The following is a 16,555-nucleotide window of genomic DNA, read 5'->3' on the forward strand; positions in this document are numbered from 1 at the left end:
GCCCGGTGACCGTGACGACCGATCGGCAACCGATCGAGCTCCCCGCGATTGCGGTGTTCCGCTCCCCGTACCCGCCGGTCCGCCGCACGCTTGTCGACATCGTCGACGCGACCGTGCAGGCCCACCCTTCGGCCGTCGCCATCGACACCGGCGCCATCACGCTTACCTATCGCGAGCTGGCCGACGAGATCGAGGCGCTCCGGGCCACCCTGAGCGGGCACGGCATCGGTCCCGGCGACCGGATCGGCATCCGGGTCTCCTCCGGCACGGCCGAGCTCTACCTGGCCGTCCTGGGCGTGCTGGCGGCCGGCGCGGCGTACGTGCCGGTGGATGCGGACGACCCCGAGGAGCGGGCCGAACTGGTCTTCGGGGAGGCCGACGTCTGCGCGGTCATCGGCGACGGGCTCACCGTGAAGCTCCGGCGTACGCCCGAAGGCCGCCCCGGACGGCCCGGACCGGCCGACGACGCCTGGATCATCTTCACCTCCGGATCCACCGGCACGCCGAAAGGCGTGGCCGTCACCCACGGCGCCGCGGCCGCGTTCGTCGACGCCGAGGCGCAGCTCTTCCTGGCCGACGACGCCGCGATCGGCCCGCACGACCGCGTCCTGGCCGGTCTTTCGGTGGCCTTCGACGCCTCCTGCGAGGAGATGTGGCTCGCCTGGCGGCACGGCGCCGGCCTGGTGCCGGTTGCGCGCTCGCTCGTCCGCAGCGGCGTCGACCTGGGCCCGTGGCTGGCCGAGCAGCGCATCACGGTCGTGTCCACTGTGCCCACTCTGGCCGCGCTGTGGCCGGTCGAGGCGCTCGACGACGTGCGGCTGCTGATTTTCGGCGGCGAGGCGTGCCCGCCCGAGCTCGCCGAACGGCTCGCCGTCGAGGGACGCGAGGTCTGGAACACCTACGGCCCCACCGAGGCGACGGTCGTCGCCTGCGCCGCGCGGATGACCGGCGAGGGACCGGTGCGCATCGGCCTGCCGCTGGCCGGCTGGGAACTCGCGGTGGTCGACCCGGCCGGTGTCCCGGTGGCGATGGGCGGGACCGGCGAACTGGTGATCGGCGGGGTCGGCCTCGCCCGCTACCTCGACGCCGCGAAGGACGCCGACAAGTTCGCGCCGCTGTCCGCCCTGGGCTGGCCCCGGGCGTACCGCAGCGGCGACATCGTCCGCGCCGAACCGGCGGGCCTGCTGTTCCTCGGCCGCGGCGACGAGCAGGTGAAGCTCGGCGGCCGCCGGATCGAACTGGGCGAGGTCGACGCGGCGCTGCAGGCACTGCCCGGCGTCGCCGGCGCGGCCGCCGCGGTGAAGCGGACCGCCGCGGGCAACCAGCTGCTGGTCGGATATGTCGTGCCGCGCGAGGGATTCGACGCCGCCGCGGCCCGGCTGCGCATCCGCGAGCAGCTGCCGGCCGCGCTGGTCCCGCTGCTGGCCGAGGTCGAGGCTCTGCCGACGCGCATCTCCGGGAAGGTGGACCGGGCGGCGCTGCCGTGGCCGCTGGCGGCCGGCGGCGATGCCGCCGAACTGACGGCGACGGAGGACTGGCTGGCCGGCGGCTGGGAACGGATTCTGGGCGTACGCCCCGGCGCGGCCGACGCCGACTTCTTCAGCAGTGGTGGCAGCAGCCTGAGCGCGGCCCAGCTGGTGGCCTGGATCCGCCGGCAGCACCCGCAGGTGTCGGTGGCCGGCGTCTATCAGCACCCCCGCCTGTCGCAGATGGCGGCCGTGCTCGACGCGCTGGACGCGACGGCGACGGTCCGCCGCGAGGTCCGGCCCACTCCCCGGCGGACCGGGCTGTTCCAGGCCCTGCTGATGCTGCCGATGCTCGCGCTCGTCGGGCTGCGCTGGACCATCGTGCTGGCGGCGCTGGGCAACGTTCTGATGCCCTGGGCGCCGCAGGCGTCCTGGTGGTGGATCGCGGCCGGCTGGCTGCTGCTGTTCAGCCCGCCCGGGCGGATCGCGGTGGCGGCCGCTGGAGCACGGTTGCTGCTGCGCGGCGTACGCCCGGGCGACTACCCGCGGGGCGGCGGCGTGCACGTGCGGCTGTGGGCCGCCGAGCGGCTCGCCGAACTGACCGGTGCGACAGGCGTCGCCGGGGCGGGCCTGATGATCACGTATGCGAAGGCGCTCGGCGCACAGATCGGTCCGGACGTCGACCTGCACTCCGTGCCGCCGGTCACCGGCCTGCTCAAGCTCGGCCGCGGCGCGGCGGTCGAGCCCGAGGTCGACCTGTCCGGCTACTGGATCGACGGCGACGTCGTGCGGATCGGCAAGGTGCGCATCGGTGCGGGCAGCCGCGTCGGATCCCGGAGCACGCTCATGCCCGGCGCCCGGATCGGCAAGGGCGCGAAGATCGCGGCCGGTTCAACCGTCACCGGTGCGGTGCCGGCGAACCGGCGCTGGGCCGGCTCACCGGCCGCGCCCGCCGCCAAGGGTGCGGCCGCCTGGCCCGAGGAGCGTCCGGCGCGGCGGTCCCGCCTCTGGGTGGCCGGTTACAGCCTGACCGCCCAGCTCCTGGGAGTGCTACCGGTGGTGGCGATCGTTCCGGCCCTGGAGCTGGTGGCCGCCTCGCCGTTCCTGGTCCCGGCCGCGGCCGTCGCCTATTTCCTGACCTACGCCCTGCTCGTCCTGGTCGGGGTCCGACTGCTCAGCCTCGGGGTGCGGGAGGGCTTCCACCCGGTACGCGGGCGGGTGGCCTGGCAGGTGTGGACCACCGAGCGCCTGATGGGGATGGCCCGGTTCGCGCTGTTCGGAATGTACGCCAGCCTGTTCACGCCGGTGTGGCTGCGACTGCTGGGCGCCAAGGTGGGCCGCAACGTCGAGGCTTCCACGGTGCTCGCGCTGCCCGCGATGACGACGGTCGACGACGGGGCGTTCCTGGCCGACGACACGATGGTCGCCACCTACGAGCTGAGCCACGGCTGGCTGCGGGTCGCGCCGGCCCGCATCGGCAAGCAGGCGTTCCTCGGTAACTCTTCGATGGCGGCGCCCGGCCGTTCGGTGCCCAAGCGGGGCCTGGTCGGTGTGCTCTCCTCGGCCCCGCGCAAGGCGAAGAAGGGCTCGTCCTGGCTCGGTGCACCGCCGATGCCGCTGCGCCGCACGGTCGGGGCGGCCGACACCAGCCGCACCTACGACCCGCCGCTGCGGCTCAAGCTGGCCCGGGCCGCCATCGAGCTGTGCCGGATCGTCCCGGTGATGCTGGCCGGCGCGCTCGCGGTCGTCGTCCTCGCCGCGCTCGCGTGGGTCTGGCAGGCGGCCGGCGGCTGGGTGGCCGCGCTGGCCGCCGGTCCGGTGCTGCTGGCCGCGGCGATCGTCGCCGCGCTCACCGCGACCGCCGCGAAGTGGCTGCTGGTGGGCCGGTTCCGGGTCACCGAGCACGCCCTGTGGACGTCGTTCGTCTGGCGCAACGAGCTCGCCGACACGTTCGTCGAGGTGCTCGCCGCGCCGTGGCTGTTCCGTTTCGCCACCGGCACCCCGCTGCTGAACATCTGGCTGCGGACGCTCGGCGCGAAGATCGGCCGCGGCGCCTGGCTGGAGACCTTCTGGCTGCCGGAGTACGACCTGGTACGGCTCGGCCCGGGTGCCACCGTCAACCGGGGCTGTGTTGTGCAGACCCACCTGTTCCATGATCGGATCATGAGCATGGACGAGGTGACCCTGGGCGCGGGCGCCACGCTCGGCCCGCACGGGATCGTGCTGCCCGGCGCGAGCATCGGCGCCCGCACCACCGTCGGGCCCGGCTCGCTGGTCACCCGCGGCGACGTCGTCCCCGAGGACAGCCGATGGCTGGGCAACCCGATCGCGAACTGGGCATGACCCCGAGGGTGGGGCCCTTCGGCGCCGCACCCGGCGCCGAGCACTCGACCGACTCCTACCTTCCCGCACACGGCAACGGTGGCTATCGCGTCCTGCACTACGACCTCGACCTCGACTACCGGGTCACGACCAACCGGCTCGCCGGGAAGGCGGTCGTCACCGCCCGGGCCGTCCAGTCGCTGTCCCGGTTCAGCCTCGACCTCGGCCGCTTCCGGGTATCGGACGTCCGGGTCGACGGCCGGCCGGCGAAGTTCACCCACCGGGCGGGCAAGCTGCGGGTCAAGCCGGAGGACCCGATCGCGTACGGCACGATATTCACCATCGAGATCCGGTACGCCGGGGTGCCGGCCCCGATCCCCGGCCGGTGGGGCGACATCGGCTGGGACGAGCTGACTGACGGCGCGCTGGTGGCCAGCCAGCCGAACGGGGCGCCGTCCTGGTTCCCGTGCAACGACCGGCCCGACGACAAGGCCACCTTCCTGGTCACGCTGACCGCCGCCGCCCCGTACACCGTGGTGGTCACCGGCGACCTGGTTTCCCGGCGCCGCGGCGCCGGCACCCGGACCTGGGTGTACGAGCGGAACGAACCCACCTCCCCGTACCTGATGAGCGTGCAGATCGGGCGCTACGAGCTGGTGGACCTGGCCAACGGCGAGGTGCCCCAGCTGGCCGCGGTCCCGGCCCGGCTGCGGGGCGTGCTCGCACACGACTTCGGGCGGCACGGCGAGATCATGACGACCCTGGAGGAGTTGTTCGGGCCGTACCCGTTCCGGGAGTACGTCGTCGTGGTCGCCGACGACGACCTGGACGACCCGATCGAGGCCCAGGGCATGGCGGTCTTCGGGCGCAACCACCTCGACGGGCGGCGCACCCACGAGCGGCTGGTCGCCCACGAGCTGGCCCACCAGTGGTTCGGCAACAGCCTCACGGTCGCCGACTGGCGGCACATCTGGCTCAACGAGGGCTTCGCCACGTACGCCGAATGGCTGTGGTCGGCGGCCTCGGGAGGCCCGTCGGCCGACGTCCACGCCACCCGCTGGCACGCCCGGCTGGCGGCGCAGCCGGCGGATATCGCCATCGCGAACCCGGGCGTGGACCGGATGTTCGATCCGCTGGTCTACAAGCGGGGTGCCCTCACGCTGCACGCCCTCCGCACCAGGATCGGCGATCCGTCGTTCTTCGCCCTGCTGCGGTCGTGGGTCGCCGAGCACCAGCACGGGACGGTGACGACCGACGAGTTCCGGGAGCACGTCCGGCGCTTCGCCACCGGACCGGTCGACGAACTGCTCACCGCGTGGCTCGACCGCCCGGCACTGCCCGCGCTGCCGGTCTTCGGCTTCTGACCCCGGTGCCGGTGGTCGAATTCCGGCCAATGGCTTGAGACCGGGACGAACGGCTGAGGAAGTGAAAGACGTTTGTCTCTGGCGTCTACCTTGATGTTCGCCGAATCTGGCAGCAGGCATCGTCCGTCCGGACGCTGATGCTTCACGGGGAGAAAAGTGCATACGAAGCGTTTCGTGGCCGGCGCGACCGCCGGCGTGGCGACTCTGGCCTTGATCGGGGCTTGCGCCCAGCAGGTCGAGCGTCTGGAGCCGGGGCTGGAGCTGCGGGCCGCGGCCCAGCATCTGGCCGCCGAGAAGCAGGCCGGCTTCACCTTGAAGGTGACCGGTTCCGCCGACGATCTGATCGCGGCGATGAAGGCCCAGGCCGCCAAGGACAAGAGCGACGACGGGCCCTGGACCGACGACGACACGAGCTCGTTGCGTAAGGTCCTCAATTCCTCCGTCACCGTCGCGTACGACCAGGCCGGGCCGGGCGCCGATGACGACCGGATGCGGCTGGCCGCGACCGTCGACGGTGTCGAGGGCACCGAGCTGCGGGTCGTCGACAAGATGCTCTACGTCAAGGCGCCGGTTGATGAGCTGGCGCAGAAGTTCGGTGCCGCCGCCGGCGACGTGTCCTCGGCGCGCAAGGGCGCCACCGAGGATTCGCCGGCGTTCGGTGCCTTCTTCGACGGCGGCTGGGTCTCGTTCGACACGAAGGACGCGGCCGGCCTGCCCGCTACCGCGTTCGGCGTGCCGACCGGGAAGACGGACAACGCGAAGACCCTGGCCGAGCTGAAGTCCAGCGCGTCCAACCTGTTCAAGGGCGCCCAGATCACGCGCGACGCGGCCGACCCCCGGCACCTGGTCGTCACCTCGTCGACCGCCAAGGCGTACACGGAGTTGAAGCGCCTGGTCACCACCGTCAGCGGCGCGCAGGCCAAGGAAATGTCGGACGCGTTCGACAAGGCGCCGAAGGACCGGCCGATCGTGGTCGACGTCTGGGTCGACCACGAGAAGCTGACCGCTCTCGAGCTCAACCTGCTGCAGTTCGTCGACGGTGCGACCGGTCGCGTGGCGCTGCGCATCGACGCGACCACCGGTGAGCCGATCGACGCTCCGCAGGGTGCCACCAAGATTGACTCCGCGGCGCTGAGTGGCCTGACCGGCAACCTGGCGGGCGGCTCCGCCGGGCCGGCCGACCTGCCGGGCGGGGCGGGCGACGCTCCGAGCGCGACCGACACCGCCGAGGCGGTCGGCTTCGCGGCGATCGGGCAGGCCGCGGAGGAGAAGGGCAAGCCGGCCGACTACCTCCCGGCGGCCATCGCCAACATGCCGCCGTCCTTCGGCAAGGTGCGGATCGTCCGGCACGGCGTGGCCGAGGTGACCGTCAAGGGCGCCAAGGCGTGTGTGAAGGTGCCCGCTTCGGTCGGCAAGGAGCCGAAGGTCACGAAGGGCGCCTGCTGACGAACGGGAAGACCGGGGCTATCGCTGCGGCCGGTCGACGCCGGCGATCGCGTGCATCAGGGCGCGGTACGCCGGCTTCGCCGAACCGTCCGCGCGTCGCAGCCCGAAGAAGTTCTCGTTGGAGTCCTTCTCCGTGCTGAGATCCCGGTCGGCGTACCAGAACAGGCCCTGGATGTCGCGGTCGCCGGACGCGCTCGTCACCGCGGCCGCGGCGATCTGGGCCTGACGCTTCTCGGTGACGTGCGTGGTCCTCGACGTGATGCTCCGCACGCTGCCGTCGGAGACGGTGCCCGGGCCGCCGGTGGGTGCGCCGATCTCGGTCACCCACACCGGCAGATGGGGCGTGCCGAACGCCTTGAGGACGGACCGGAGCGTGACCGGCGACTCGTCGATCTTTTCCCACGCCGTGCCGAAACGCGTGCGGGTGCCGGGCAGGTAGGGGTAGGTGTACGGGTGATAGCCGACCGCGTCGACGACCCGGTTGCCGCCCAGCTTGCACACCTGCGTGAGGAAGTCGAGCTGGGAATATCGGTTCTTCCCGGTCGTGGTGGCGGCCAGGCCACCCAGCACGATCTTCGCGGCCGGGTCGGCGCCGCGGACCGCCCGGCTCGTGGCGATCAGCAGGCCGGTGTAGGCGACCGGGTCGGGCGCGGGCTTCCAGAAGCCCAGGTTCGGCTCGTTCCACACCTCCCACGAGTGCACGCCGAGGGGCGCGTACCGCTGGGCCGCGTCGCGGGCGAAGGCCGCGAACTTCGAGGCATCGGCCGGGCCGCAGGTCGGCTGGGTGCAGCCGGCGGGGCGCGCCCACGACGGCGTGTAGGCGAGCACCGGAAGCATCGACAGGCCGCGGGCGCGGGCCGCGGCCAGCACCCGGTCGAAGAGCGCCCACCGCGGCTCCCCCGGGCCGTCGGAGGCCAGATCCTGCCAGGAGAGATCGGCGCGGACCCATTTCGCGCCGACCCGGACGGCGTCGTCGAGCGCACCTCCGAGCGCGGCGTCACTCATCCACACCAGCGTGTCGCCGTACGAGAGGCCGACGCGCAACAGAGGTTTTCCGGCCGAGTTGGCCGGCACCGAGAAGCTCACGCCCAGGAAGATCATGAGGAGGCACACCGAGGCCGCCGCGGAACGAGCCCAGCGACCACCGCCTACCGCACGGGACACCACTGTACGAGCGTAACCGACATACATGATCAAAAGGTCTTATTCGGTCGCGGGTAGGTTCGGGACATGGCGATCGACACGGCCTGGCGAAGGCGACGGCAGGCCGCGCTGTGGACGCTCTCGACGGGCAGCCTCGCCTGGGCCGCGCTGCGTGGCACGGGCTGGGAGCCCGCCCCTCTGGTGCCCCTGCTCGCCTTCACCCCGCTGGCCGCCGGCGGATCCGTGCTGCCGTTTCTCGCCGCCGTCGCGGGCCGGCGCTGGGCGACGGCCGTACCGGCCGCCCTCGCCCTCAGCCTCTTCACGGCCTGCCTCGCGCCGCGGGCCATCGCCGATCGGCCGGTCGGCCCCGGCCCCGGCAGCGGCGTCGCGTTGCCGGTGATGACCGCCAACCTGCTGGCCGGTGGTGCCGACCCGGCGACGATCCTCCGGCTCGTGCGGGCCAACGACATCGCGGTCCTCGCGCTGCAGGAATTCACCGGCCAGGCCCGGTCGGCACTCACGGCCGCCGGGCTCGGCACGCTTTTCCCGTACGCGTCGGTCGCGCTCCCCCGCACCAGCGACCCCTTCGACACCACGGGTTCGGCGCTCTACTCCCGCTATCCGCTCAGCGGACCCGGCGTGCGCCTCAACGTGGGCGGATTTCAGCAGGCCTACGCGACCGTCGAGGTGCCGTCGGGGGGTCCGGTGGCGATCGAGTCGGCGCATCCGGTGGCTCCTCACAGTCTCGCGGTCATGGACGAGTGGCGCACCGATCTCGGCAACGAGCCGGTGCCGGACCCGGACGGGCCGCCCCGCATCCTGCTGGGCGACTTCAACGCGACGCTCGACCACGCCGCGCTCCGGCGGCTGATCGGGCGCGGTTACCGGGACGCGGCGGACGCGACCGGTCAGGGACTTCGGCCGACCTGGGGCCCGTACGCGATCCGCCCGGTCAAGCTGGTGACGATCGATCACGTGCTGGTCGACCGTCGCATCGGGGTCTCGCGTGTCGCCGTCCATGCCCTCCGGCGCAGCGATCACCGCGCCGTGGTGGCCGACCTGTGGCTGCCCGCCCGCCGTTAGCCCAGGGCACGCTCGAACACCTCGGCCGTCCGATCCGCCTGCCGTTGCCACGACAGCCTTTCCGCGACCGTGGCGGCGCCGGCGGCCCCGAACCGCTCGGCCCGTTGCCGGTCGCCGAGCACGGCGGCCAGCGCCCCGGTCAGCGCCGGGACGTCCCCGGCATCGACGAGCAGCCCGGTTTCCCCCTCGGCGACCATCGTCGGGATCGCACCGACCCGGGTCGCCACCACCGGCCGCCCGGTCGCCATCGCCTCGACGATCACGGTCGGGAAGTTGTCGAAGTGCGTCGGCAGCGCGAGCACCCGCCCTCGCCGATAGGCCGCGGCCAGGTCTTCACCGCTGAGGTGCCCGGCGAACGTCACCCGTCCGGCGATGCCGAGCCGCCCGGCGAGCGCCCGGTAGTCGTCCTCCGCCGAGCCGGCACCGACCACCTCGAGGCAGGCCTGCGGAATCGCCTCGGCCAGCGCGGCCAGCGCGTGCAGCAGGTCCGGAAGTCCTTTGTAGCTCGCCGTGCGCTCCAGCGAGCCCACGAACACGATGCGCGGTCCGGGCGGCAGCGGCGCCGGCGCGAAGAGGCTGAGGTCGGCGCCCGGCTCGATGACCGCCGCGCGCCCGGCGAACAGCCGCGGGAATTCTTCGACCACATGTTCCGACGCGCAGATCACCGCTTCCGCTTTGCGGGCGGTCGCGGCCATGACCGTACGCTCGTAGGCCGCGCAGACGGCGTCCGGCAGAAGCGCCTGCTTGCGCATGCGCCCGGCGTGGTAGGTCAGCACGAACGGCACCCGCCCGGCCGCCCGCCGGGCCGCGTCGGCGAACAGCGGGACCGGCCCGTGCCCGTTGACGAGGTCGACCCCTTCCGACCGGATGACCCGCCGGATGGCCCGCGTCCAGCCGAGGCCCACCGGGGTCTGGGAAATCCGGGCCAGCGCGGGCAACCGGTACACGGTGATGCCCTCGGCGGTGTCGGCGCGGGACGGCCCGGCGCCGTCGCCCGCGGTGGTGACCACGACGACCCGGTGCCCGTGCCGGGCCGTGAGCTGCCGGGCCAGATTCTGCACGTACTGCTGGACCCCGCCCAGGCTCGGCGGGTAGAACGGCGTGGCCAGGAGAACGGTCGTCATGCGGGTTGCTCCTCGCGGGGATTCCTGACGAGGCCCACGGCGGCCACCGCACCGCAGAGCAGGTTGCCCAGGCCCCAGGCGATCGGCGCCCAGATCAGGCCGTCGTGCAGCTTCCCGAGCGCCACCGCGAGGATCACGACGATGAAAACGAGGTTGGAGGCGACCAGGCGCCCGAGCCGGCGTTGCACCTTGAGCAGGAAGCCGGCCCAGGTGTTGAAGGCGACGGCCAGCGACGAGAACGCGAAGAGGACCAGCGTCGCGGTTCCGTGCCGCGCGTAGTCGTCGCCGAAGACCCGCAGGATCGGCACGGCCAGCGCCGCGACGGCGGCCACCGCGGTCGCGGTGAGCGCGAGCATCATGCCGCCCGACCGCAGGGCGAGGCGGCGCAGTGCGCCGGGCTCGTGCGAGCCCTCGGCGAAGAGCGCCTCGCCGATGGCGTACGAGGCGGCGCTGACCAGGTTCGAGATCTGGAACGCCACGAAATAGACGGCCGCCAGCACCGGTCCCAGCTCGTGCAGCACGATGATCGGCAGCGCGATCTGCGGCAGCAGATTGAGGCTCCCGGAAAGGTAGCTGCCGAGCGAGTAGTTCAGCATCGCCCGCAGCGACGCCCGGCTGAACAGTGCGCGGGCCCGGATCGCGAGCTGTTTGCGGATCACGGCCAGGCTGACGATCGCGGCCAGCGTGGAGGCGGCACCGCTCGCCGCGAAGATGCCGAACGCCCCGTACGCCACGGCCAGGACGGGCAGCCCCAGCTTGACGGTGCTCATCAGGATGCCGTTGATCAGCAGGTTGGTGCGGGTCGCGCGGACCGCCACGAAGATCGAGTCGGTGAGGAGGTTGACCGCCGCGCCGGCCGCCAGCAGCACGAAGACGGCCAGCCGGCTGCCGGTGGAGCGCAGGAAACCCAGGTCGCCGGCCAACCACGGGGCGGCGAGGCCGAAGCCGGCCGAGATGACGAGGCTGCACAGGACGACCACCGAGATGGCGGTCCCGGCGTCCCGCGCCCGGTCCCGGCTGGTCGGCAGGAAGCGGATGAGCGCGTTGCTGAAGCCGAAGAGGCTGAAGTACGAGAGCAGCGCCACGCTGGACAGCAACGACGACGCCCGGCCCACCTCGGCCGTCGGATAGAGCCGGGCGACGATCAGCCAGAAGACGAACCCCGAGCCCGCGCCGAGAGCCGCGGTGGCCATCAGGAAAAACGAGTTCCGCACCAGCGGGTCGCTGCGCAACTCGCGGATCGGCAGCAGCGCGGGCCGGGCAAGCACGCGGGGCTGACTCATGAGGTGCTCGCCGCCTTTCCGATGTCGAGTGGGTAGCGCTCCAGGAGTTCGGCGGCGTGACGATGCCAGGAGAAGGTGTCCAGGGCGTAGCGGCGCGACCAGTCGCCCATCGCGCGGCGCCGGGCCGGGTCGGCGGCGAGTTCGGTCAGGGTCTCGCGCAGCACCCGGGCGTCGCGGGGCACCAGCCGGATGTGCTCACGGTCCAGCCGGTAGGGCCGGTAGCCCGGGTCGTCGGTGGTCACCACCGGCAGGCCGCAGGCCATCGCCTCCTGCACGGTGAGCGGGAAACCCTCCGAGGTGGACGGCAGCGCGAAGACGTCGCAGGCCCGATAGGCCGCCGCGAGCCCCGGCTGGTCGAGCCGCCCGAGGTAGTGCACGCCGGGCTCGGACGGCGGCGTGCCTTCCCGTCCGTCGCCGGCGAAGACGAGGTCGTACTCCGGGCCCGCGGCGGAACGCAACAGTTCGTGGCCCTTCTTCGGGACGAGCCGGCCCGCGAACAGGACCAGCATCCGGTCGGCCGGCAGACCGAGGCGTACGCGCAGGGCCCGGCGCTCGTCGTCGCTCGGGCACGGCGAGAAGAGCGCGGCGTCGACACCGTTGGGCAGCAGCCCGACCCGCCCGGGACGCGCACCGTGGTCGCGGACGAACGCCGCCACGGTGTCGTTGAGCACGAAGACCCGTTCGGCCCGGCGGAGCAGCGCACGGCCGGCCGTGGACCAGACGGCGCGCTGGACGAGGCGTACGACCGCGGCCGGATGGTCAACCAGCGCGACGTGCTGGGTCATCACGAACGGCGTGCCGGTGGCCGCCGCCGCGGCGGCGGCCGCCCAGGACGTCGCATAGGCCCCGTCGTGCAGGTGCACCACGTCGGCCCATCGCGCCAGGCTCCGGGCGAGCGCGACGATCGCCGGCCCGGGCACCGGAAACGGCACACCCGCGCGGTGCTCGATGCCGTCCCACGCCCGCTGACGCATGATTCGTACGCCGGAAAACGTCGTCTCGTCGCCCGGCCGGCCCGTCGTCAGAACCGTGACGTCCGCGCCCGCCTCGGCCAGATGCCGGGCTTCCTGCGCGACGACGTTCTCGATGCCGCCGAGATGCGGGGGAAAGTAGTGACTGACGAGAAGGATCCGCGGCCGCCCGTTCACCGGTAGACCTCCGCTCCGTCGCTGCTGTAGATCTTGTTCTTCGTCTCGTCGAGGAGACCAGCCGGATAGTGGTAGGTCACCAGATCGCCCCGGTAGAAGACCGTGGCCTCTCCCTTTCGGACAGTCGTGTAGCCGAGGAAGACGTAGTTGCCGGTGCCGATCAGGGTCGGGTAGATGTCGTTGCCGGCCCGGCCCGGCAGCAGGCTGTGCATGCTGCCGAAGGTGTAGCGATCGGTCTGGACCTCGGACTGCACGCTCTCGAGCTCCTTCTCCGAGGCCCGCGCCCGCAACCAGGCGATGCCGGAACGCTCCTCGGGATGCACGTAATAGATGTCGTAGTACTGGCCCGAGTTGGCCAGATGCAGCTGCGCCGGATAGCCGCCGAGCGCCTTCGGGACCACCCCGGCCAGGTCGAGGAAGAGCGCCAGGCACACGCCGAACGCGAGAACCGGCGCCCGGTGGCGGGTCCAGCGGAAAATCCAGACCGAGGCGGCCGCGATGAACGGGGCGAAGAAGAACAGCCCCTGCTGGAACGCGCGCAGGAGGCCGTAGTCGACCGACAGTTCGGGCAGCACCGTCAGGATGCCCAGCACGCCGATCGAGGCGAGGCTCAGGGCCGTGAGCTCGGTCCGGGCGGTGAACGGCGGCCGGCGGCCGAAGGTCACCACGATCATCCCGACGACCAGGAGGGCCTGCAGCAGGCGGGCCGCCGACAGCCGGACGAGGGTGTTCAGCCCGGTGACGTCGAGCCCGATACCGCGCAGCCATCGTCCCAGCCCGGTGAGCGGCATGTCCGGCTGCTCGGCCGCCTCGACCCGATACCGGCCGATCACGTCGAGCGGCAGATAGTCACCCTGCGCCCGGCCCCGGGCGGTGTCGGAGATCGTGTCCTGCGCATAGGCGTCCAGGCGCTGCTCCGTCGTCACCCGGCCGCCGCCGAGCAGGCTGTACGCGGTGTCCGAGGAGGCGCTCTCGTCCCGCTGCCCGAGCATTTCCAGCACCGCGGCCGTGGCGGTGTCGCGCGCCTGCTGGCCGGTGTGGGTCAGCGGCCCGGTCCAGAGCACCGCGGCCACCGCGGTGGCGACCACCATCCACCAGGTCACGAAGAGCGGATCCGGCCGCCGGTTGCGGTGCCGCCCGATTCCGGGCAGTCCCAGGGCGCGGGCCAGAAGGTACGCGAACGCCAGCGACGCCAGCACCACGTACGTCGTGGAGTAGTGCGTGATGACGATGCCGACCAGCAACGCCGTGACGAGAACCCGGCGCGGCCCCATCGCGCGGCCGCGGTCGGTGAGCACGACCATGATGCAGCCGAGCAGCAGGAAGGCGATCTCCTGGCGGCCCAGGAACGCCATGTCGGTGAAGTAGGTCGGGAACAGCACGAAGTAGAACGCGGACAGCAGCGCGATGCTCTGCGGCGCCACGTTGCGGACGGCCCGGTAGAGCCCGACCGGGGCGGCCGCGAACAGCATCGGGATGAGGGCCTTGAAGACGTAGACGCCGGAGATGCCGGTCAGCCGGGACACCAGGGCCGGCCACAGGTTGATGCTCAGGCACGCGTTGTACGGATTGCGGAAGGCCTCGATGCTCCAGTGCTGCGCGGCGTAGGTCAGCTGGAAGACGCCGTACTCCCGCTGGATGTCGTGCCCGGTGATGTACCAGCCACGCAGCGAGGAGAGCAGGAGCAGGCCGAGCGCGACCGCGAAGACGCCCAGCGCGGTGGCCTCGGGCGCGTGCCGCCGCCGGCCGAGGAACAGCACCGCCATCAGGGCCGCCGACGCCAGCAGCGCCGCCACCGCGGCGGCCGCGCCGAGCCCGTTGTTGAGGCGTACCGGCCCGGCGATCGAGAGCAGCAGCACGAGCACGCTCAGGCCGGAAACCACGCCCAGGCCCCGGTTGTCGGCCAGGCGGATGCGGAACGGGACGACGGGCGCCACCGCCGCGAGCGCCACGACGGCGAGCACCACGGCGTACGTCAACGGGATGCGCGACAGCGGATGCTCGATGCCGGCCCACGGCAGAACCGTGTTGAGCACCAGCGCCAGCACGATGTCGGCCAGCACGGCGCATCCCAGCGCGACCACGGCGCCGCCGTCGCGGGACGAGACCAGGCGGCGGCAGATCGCGTACCAGAGCACGACCGGCGCCGCGAGGAGCAACCACAGCCCGGCCGCCGCCCACACTCCGACCGGCACGGCCGGGAGCAGTTCGGTGGCGCCCGCCACCAGGGTGATCGCGAGCAGGATCCAGCGGCGGCGCAGACGGCTCAGCCCGACGTCACGCAGCCGCCGGGCACGGCTCCCGGTCGGTCGCGGGGACACCGCCACGGGCACTATGACGAGCGTGTCGGCCAGGGCCGTGCTCACGGGATCGCTTCGGCGTAGACGGCGGTGATCCGGTCGACGACGGCGGTCCAGGTGTAGGCCCGCGCCGCCTCGGAACTGCCGCGCGCGAGCCGCTCGAAGAGCTCCGGGTCGGCCGCCACGGTGTCGACGGAGGCGGCCAGTGCGTGCGGGGCGGGCTCGGCGAGCACGGCGACGTCCTTCAGCAACTCGATGTTGCCGGGCACCCGGGTGGCGACGACCGGGAGGCCGGCCGCCATCGCCTCCAGCGCGACCAGCGGCATGCCCTCGCGGTCCGAGGGCAGCACGAAGACGTCGGCCTCGGCGTACGCCCGGCGCAGATCCGCCCCGAACCGGGCGCCCGCGAAGGTCACCGTCTCCGACAGGCCGAGACGCCCGGCCATCTCACGCAGCTGGTCCCGCTGCTCACCGTCGCCGACCACGGTCAGGCCGACCGGCTGCTCGCACATCGACACCGCCTCGAGCAGCCGGGCCACGTTCTTCTGCGGGCTGAGCCGGCCGACGTAGAGCAGCCGGCACGGTCCGCCCGCGCGGGGGGCGCGCCGGGGCGGCATGAACTGGTCCTCCCCGACGCCGTTCGGCACCACGTGCAGGCGGCGGCGCGGGACCGCGTACGTGTGGTGCACGAAGTCGGCCTGGCTGCCGGTCAACACGATGACCCCGGCCGCGGCGCGCAGCACACGGCCGAAGACGTGCCGCTTGTAGTACGGCAGCAGCCAGCCGAGCGGTCCCGAGCTGTCCACGTCGAGGTGGAAGTGCAGCAGGAACCGTTGCCCACGCAGCCGGGCGATCAGTGCCACCAGCTCGGGCAGTAGCGCGTGCGCGCTGTGCAGGTGCAGGATCGCCGTCTTCGGCGTACGGGCCAGCGACAGCACCAGCCCGGGCGCGATCGGGGTGTGCGCGAGCTCGATCGACCGGTGCCGGCGTACCCGCAACCGCCCGGTGACCTCCCTCAGCCGCGCCGGACCGGCGCCGATCGTGGTGGTCAGGACCGTCACGTCGTGACGGCTCCGCAGGCCGTTCGCGATGTTCTCGACGACCTTCTCCATGCCACCGAGGTGCGGCGGGTAGTACGGCGTGATCTGGGTGATGCTCGCCATTGGATGTCAGTCCCCCGTCGTGACGAGTTCGCCGTTGGTCAGGTAACGGACGTCCGCCCGGCCACCGATGTGTTCGAGCACTCGCTCCAGCCGGGCCCAGTCACCGCGGGCGTCGACCTCCCAGCTGTGGCCCCACAGGTGGAAGACTCCGCCGTCCCGCAGGCAGGCCTCGAACCAGGCGATCGCCAGGTCGTCCCAGTTCAGGAACAGCCGGGCCGCCGCGCGCGGACGCCGGCCGGCCATCCGGACGGCCACCGGAACGTCGACCCGGTGGGCGTACGCGTTGACCGTGGTGCGCGCCTCGAACGGATCGCCAGGGTCGAGCGCGTGGCGGCGTACCGTCCGGGCCGTGCGGAAGCCGCACTCCCGCACCATCGCGACGTGCTGGGCCTGATATTCGCCGCGGGGGTAGCAGAAGCTCACCACCTCCCCGCCGATGGTGTCCTCGACGTCCTGCTTGCCGGCGCGGATGTCCTCCCGCGCCGCCGCGTCGGGAATCTTCGGCAGCCGGTAGTGCGACAGCGTGTGCCCGCCGATCTCGAAGCGTTCCGCCAGCTCCCGTACGCCCGGCGCGCCGAGATGGTCGCCCTTCTCGAACTCGATGTTGCGGGGCGCGATGTAGAAGGTGCCGGGCAGCCCGTAGCGGTCCAGCAGCTCGGCGAGGCGCACGTCGAGGCGGTGGCCGTCGTCCCAGCTCGTGGTCACGACCGGCC

At 72.6% G+C, this 16,555-nt stretch carries 11 protein-coding genes; 4 read left to right on the plus strand and 7 right to left on the minus strand.

Features of this window, described 5'->3' with window-relative positions; all coding sequences use genetic code 11:
• The first annotated feature begins 5 nt into the window (after window positions 1–5).
• The 3 genes from ACIA5C_RS02605 to ACIA5C_RS02615 all read left to right on the plus strand — a co-directional run bounded on the left by ACIA5C_RS02605 (window position 6) and on the right by ACIA5C_RS02615 (window position 6,598).
• On the plus strand, window positions 6–3,809 hold the full coding sequence (locus ACIA5C_RS02605) for a Pls/PosA family non-ribosomal peptide synthetase (protein WP_396050473.1): 3,804 nt from the start codon (window positions 6–8) through the stop codon (window positions 3,807–3,809).
• On the plus strand, window positions 3,806–5,152 hold the full coding sequence (locus tag ACIA5C_RS02610) for a M1 family metallopeptidase (RefSeq protein ID WP_396051999.1): 1,347 nt from the start codon (window positions 3,806–3,808) through the stop codon (window positions 5,150–5,152). The genes ACIA5C_RS02605 and ACIA5C_RS02610 overlap by 4 nt, the downstream gene beginning before the upstream one ends.
• Window positions 5,153–5,308: 156 nt before the next feature.
• The gene (locus tag ACIA5C_RS02615) at window positions 5,309–6,598 is read left to right on the plus strand and encodes a hypothetical protein (RefSeq protein ID WP_396050475.1); all 1,290 of its coding nucleotides are present in this window, start codon (window positions 5,309–5,311) and stop codon (window positions 6,596–6,598) included.
• An 18-nt stretch (window positions 6,599–6,616) separates the two neighbouring features.
• Here the strand turns inward: ACIA5C_RS02615 and ACIA5C_RS02620 are convergent, their stop codons facing one another.
• Entirely contained in the window at window positions 6,617–7,699 is a 1,083-nt protein-coding gene (locus ACIA5C_RS02620) for a cellulase family glycosylhydrolase (RefSeq protein WP_396050477.1), read from the minus strand.
• Window positions 7,700–7,828: 129 nt separating this feature from the next.
• Here ACIA5C_RS02620 and ACIA5C_RS02625 point away from each other — a divergent pair, with 129 nt between their 5' ends.
• Window positions 7,829–8,824: an endonuclease/exonuclease/phosphatase family protein gene (locus ACIA5C_RS02625; RefSeq protein ID WP_396050478.1), complete on the plus strand. Its 996-nt coding sequence runs from the start codon at window positions 7,829–7,831 to the stop codon at window positions 8,822–8,824.
• Here ACIA5C_RS02625 and ACIA5C_RS02630 read toward each other — a convergent pair.
• The 6 genes from ACIA5C_RS02630 to ACIA5C_RS02655 are packed head-to-tail and all read right to left on the minus strand — an operon-like array spanning window position 8,821 to window position 16,547.
• Window positions 8,821–9,948: a glycosyltransferase family 4 protein gene (locus ACIA5C_RS02630; protein WP_396050479.1), complete on the minus strand. Its 1,128-nt coding sequence runs from the start codon at window positions 9,946–9,948 to the stop codon at window positions 8,821–8,823. The two genes, ACIA5C_RS02625 and ACIA5C_RS02630, sit on opposite strands and share 4 nt — an antisense overlap.
• Window positions 9,945–11,231, minus strand: a complete 1,287-nt coding sequence (locus tag ACIA5C_RS02635) for a lipopolysaccharide biosynthesis protein (RefSeq protein WP_396050482.1) — start codon at window positions 11,229–11,231, stop codon at window positions 9,945–9,947. The genes ACIA5C_RS02630 and ACIA5C_RS02635 overlap by 4 nt, the downstream gene beginning before the upstream one ends.
• Window positions 11,228–12,379 (minus strand): glycosyltransferase family 4 protein, encoded by a 1,152-nt coding sequence (locus tag ACIA5C_RS02640; protein ID WP_396050484.1) that lies wholly within the window; start codon window positions 12,377–12,379, stop codon window positions 11,228–11,230. The genes ACIA5C_RS02635 and ACIA5C_RS02640 overlap by 4 nt, the downstream gene beginning before the upstream one ends.
• On the minus strand, window positions 12,376–14,745 hold the full coding sequence (locus ACIA5C_RS02645) for a hypothetical protein (protein WP_396050486.1): 2,370 nt from the start codon (window positions 14,743–14,745) through the stop codon (window positions 12,376–12,378). The genes ACIA5C_RS02640 and ACIA5C_RS02645 overlap by 4 nt, the downstream gene beginning before the upstream one ends.
• Entirely contained in the window at window positions 14,742–15,842 is a 1,101-nt protein-coding gene (locus ACIA5C_RS02650) for a glycosyltransferase family 4 protein (protein WP_396050487.1), read from the minus strand. The genes ACIA5C_RS02645 and ACIA5C_RS02650 overlap by 4 nt, the downstream gene beginning before the upstream one ends.
• Before the next feature lie 6 nt (window positions 15,843–15,848).
• Window positions 15,849–16,547 (minus strand): polysaccharide deacetylase family protein, encoded by a 699-nt coding sequence (locus ACIA5C_RS02655; RefSeq protein WP_396050490.1) that lies wholly within the window; start codon window positions 16,545–16,547, stop codon window positions 15,849–15,851.
• Window positions 16,548–16,555 lie beyond the last annotated feature (8 nt).

The organism is Actinoplanes sp. NPDC051343, assembly GCF_044455125.1.
Lineage (GTDB): Bacteria > Actinomycetota > Actinomycetes > Mycobacteriales > Micromonosporaceae > Actinoplanes.

Excerpts from the sequence above, each read along its gene's own strand:
- ACIA5C_RS02650 (WP_396050487.1), bottom strand. The coding sequence starts at position 15,842 with ATGGCGAGCATCACCCAGATCACGCCGTACTACCCGCCGCACCTCGGT.
- ACIA5C_RS02635 (WP_396050482.1), bottom strand. The coding sequence starts at position 11,231 with ATGAGTCAGCCCCGCGTGCTTGCCCGGCCCGCGCTGCTGCCGATCCGC.
- ACIA5C_RS02630 (WP_396050479.1), bottom strand. The coding sequence starts at position 9,948 with ATGACGACCGTTCTCCTGGCCACGCCGTTCTACCCGCCGAGCCTGGGC.
- ACIA5C_RS02620 (WP_396050477.1), bottom strand. The coding sequence starts at position 7,699 with ATGATCTTCCTGGGCGTGAGCTTCTCGGTGCCGGCCAACTCGGCCGGA.
- ACIA5C_RS02610 (WP_396051999.1), top strand. The coding sequence starts at position 3,806 with ATGACCCCGAGGGTGGGGCCCTTCGGCGCCGCACCCGGCGCCGAGCAC.
- ACIA5C_RS02625 (WP_396050478.1), top strand. The coding sequence starts at position 7,829 with ATGGCGATCGACACGGCCTGGCGAAGGCGACGGCAGGCCGCGCTGTGG.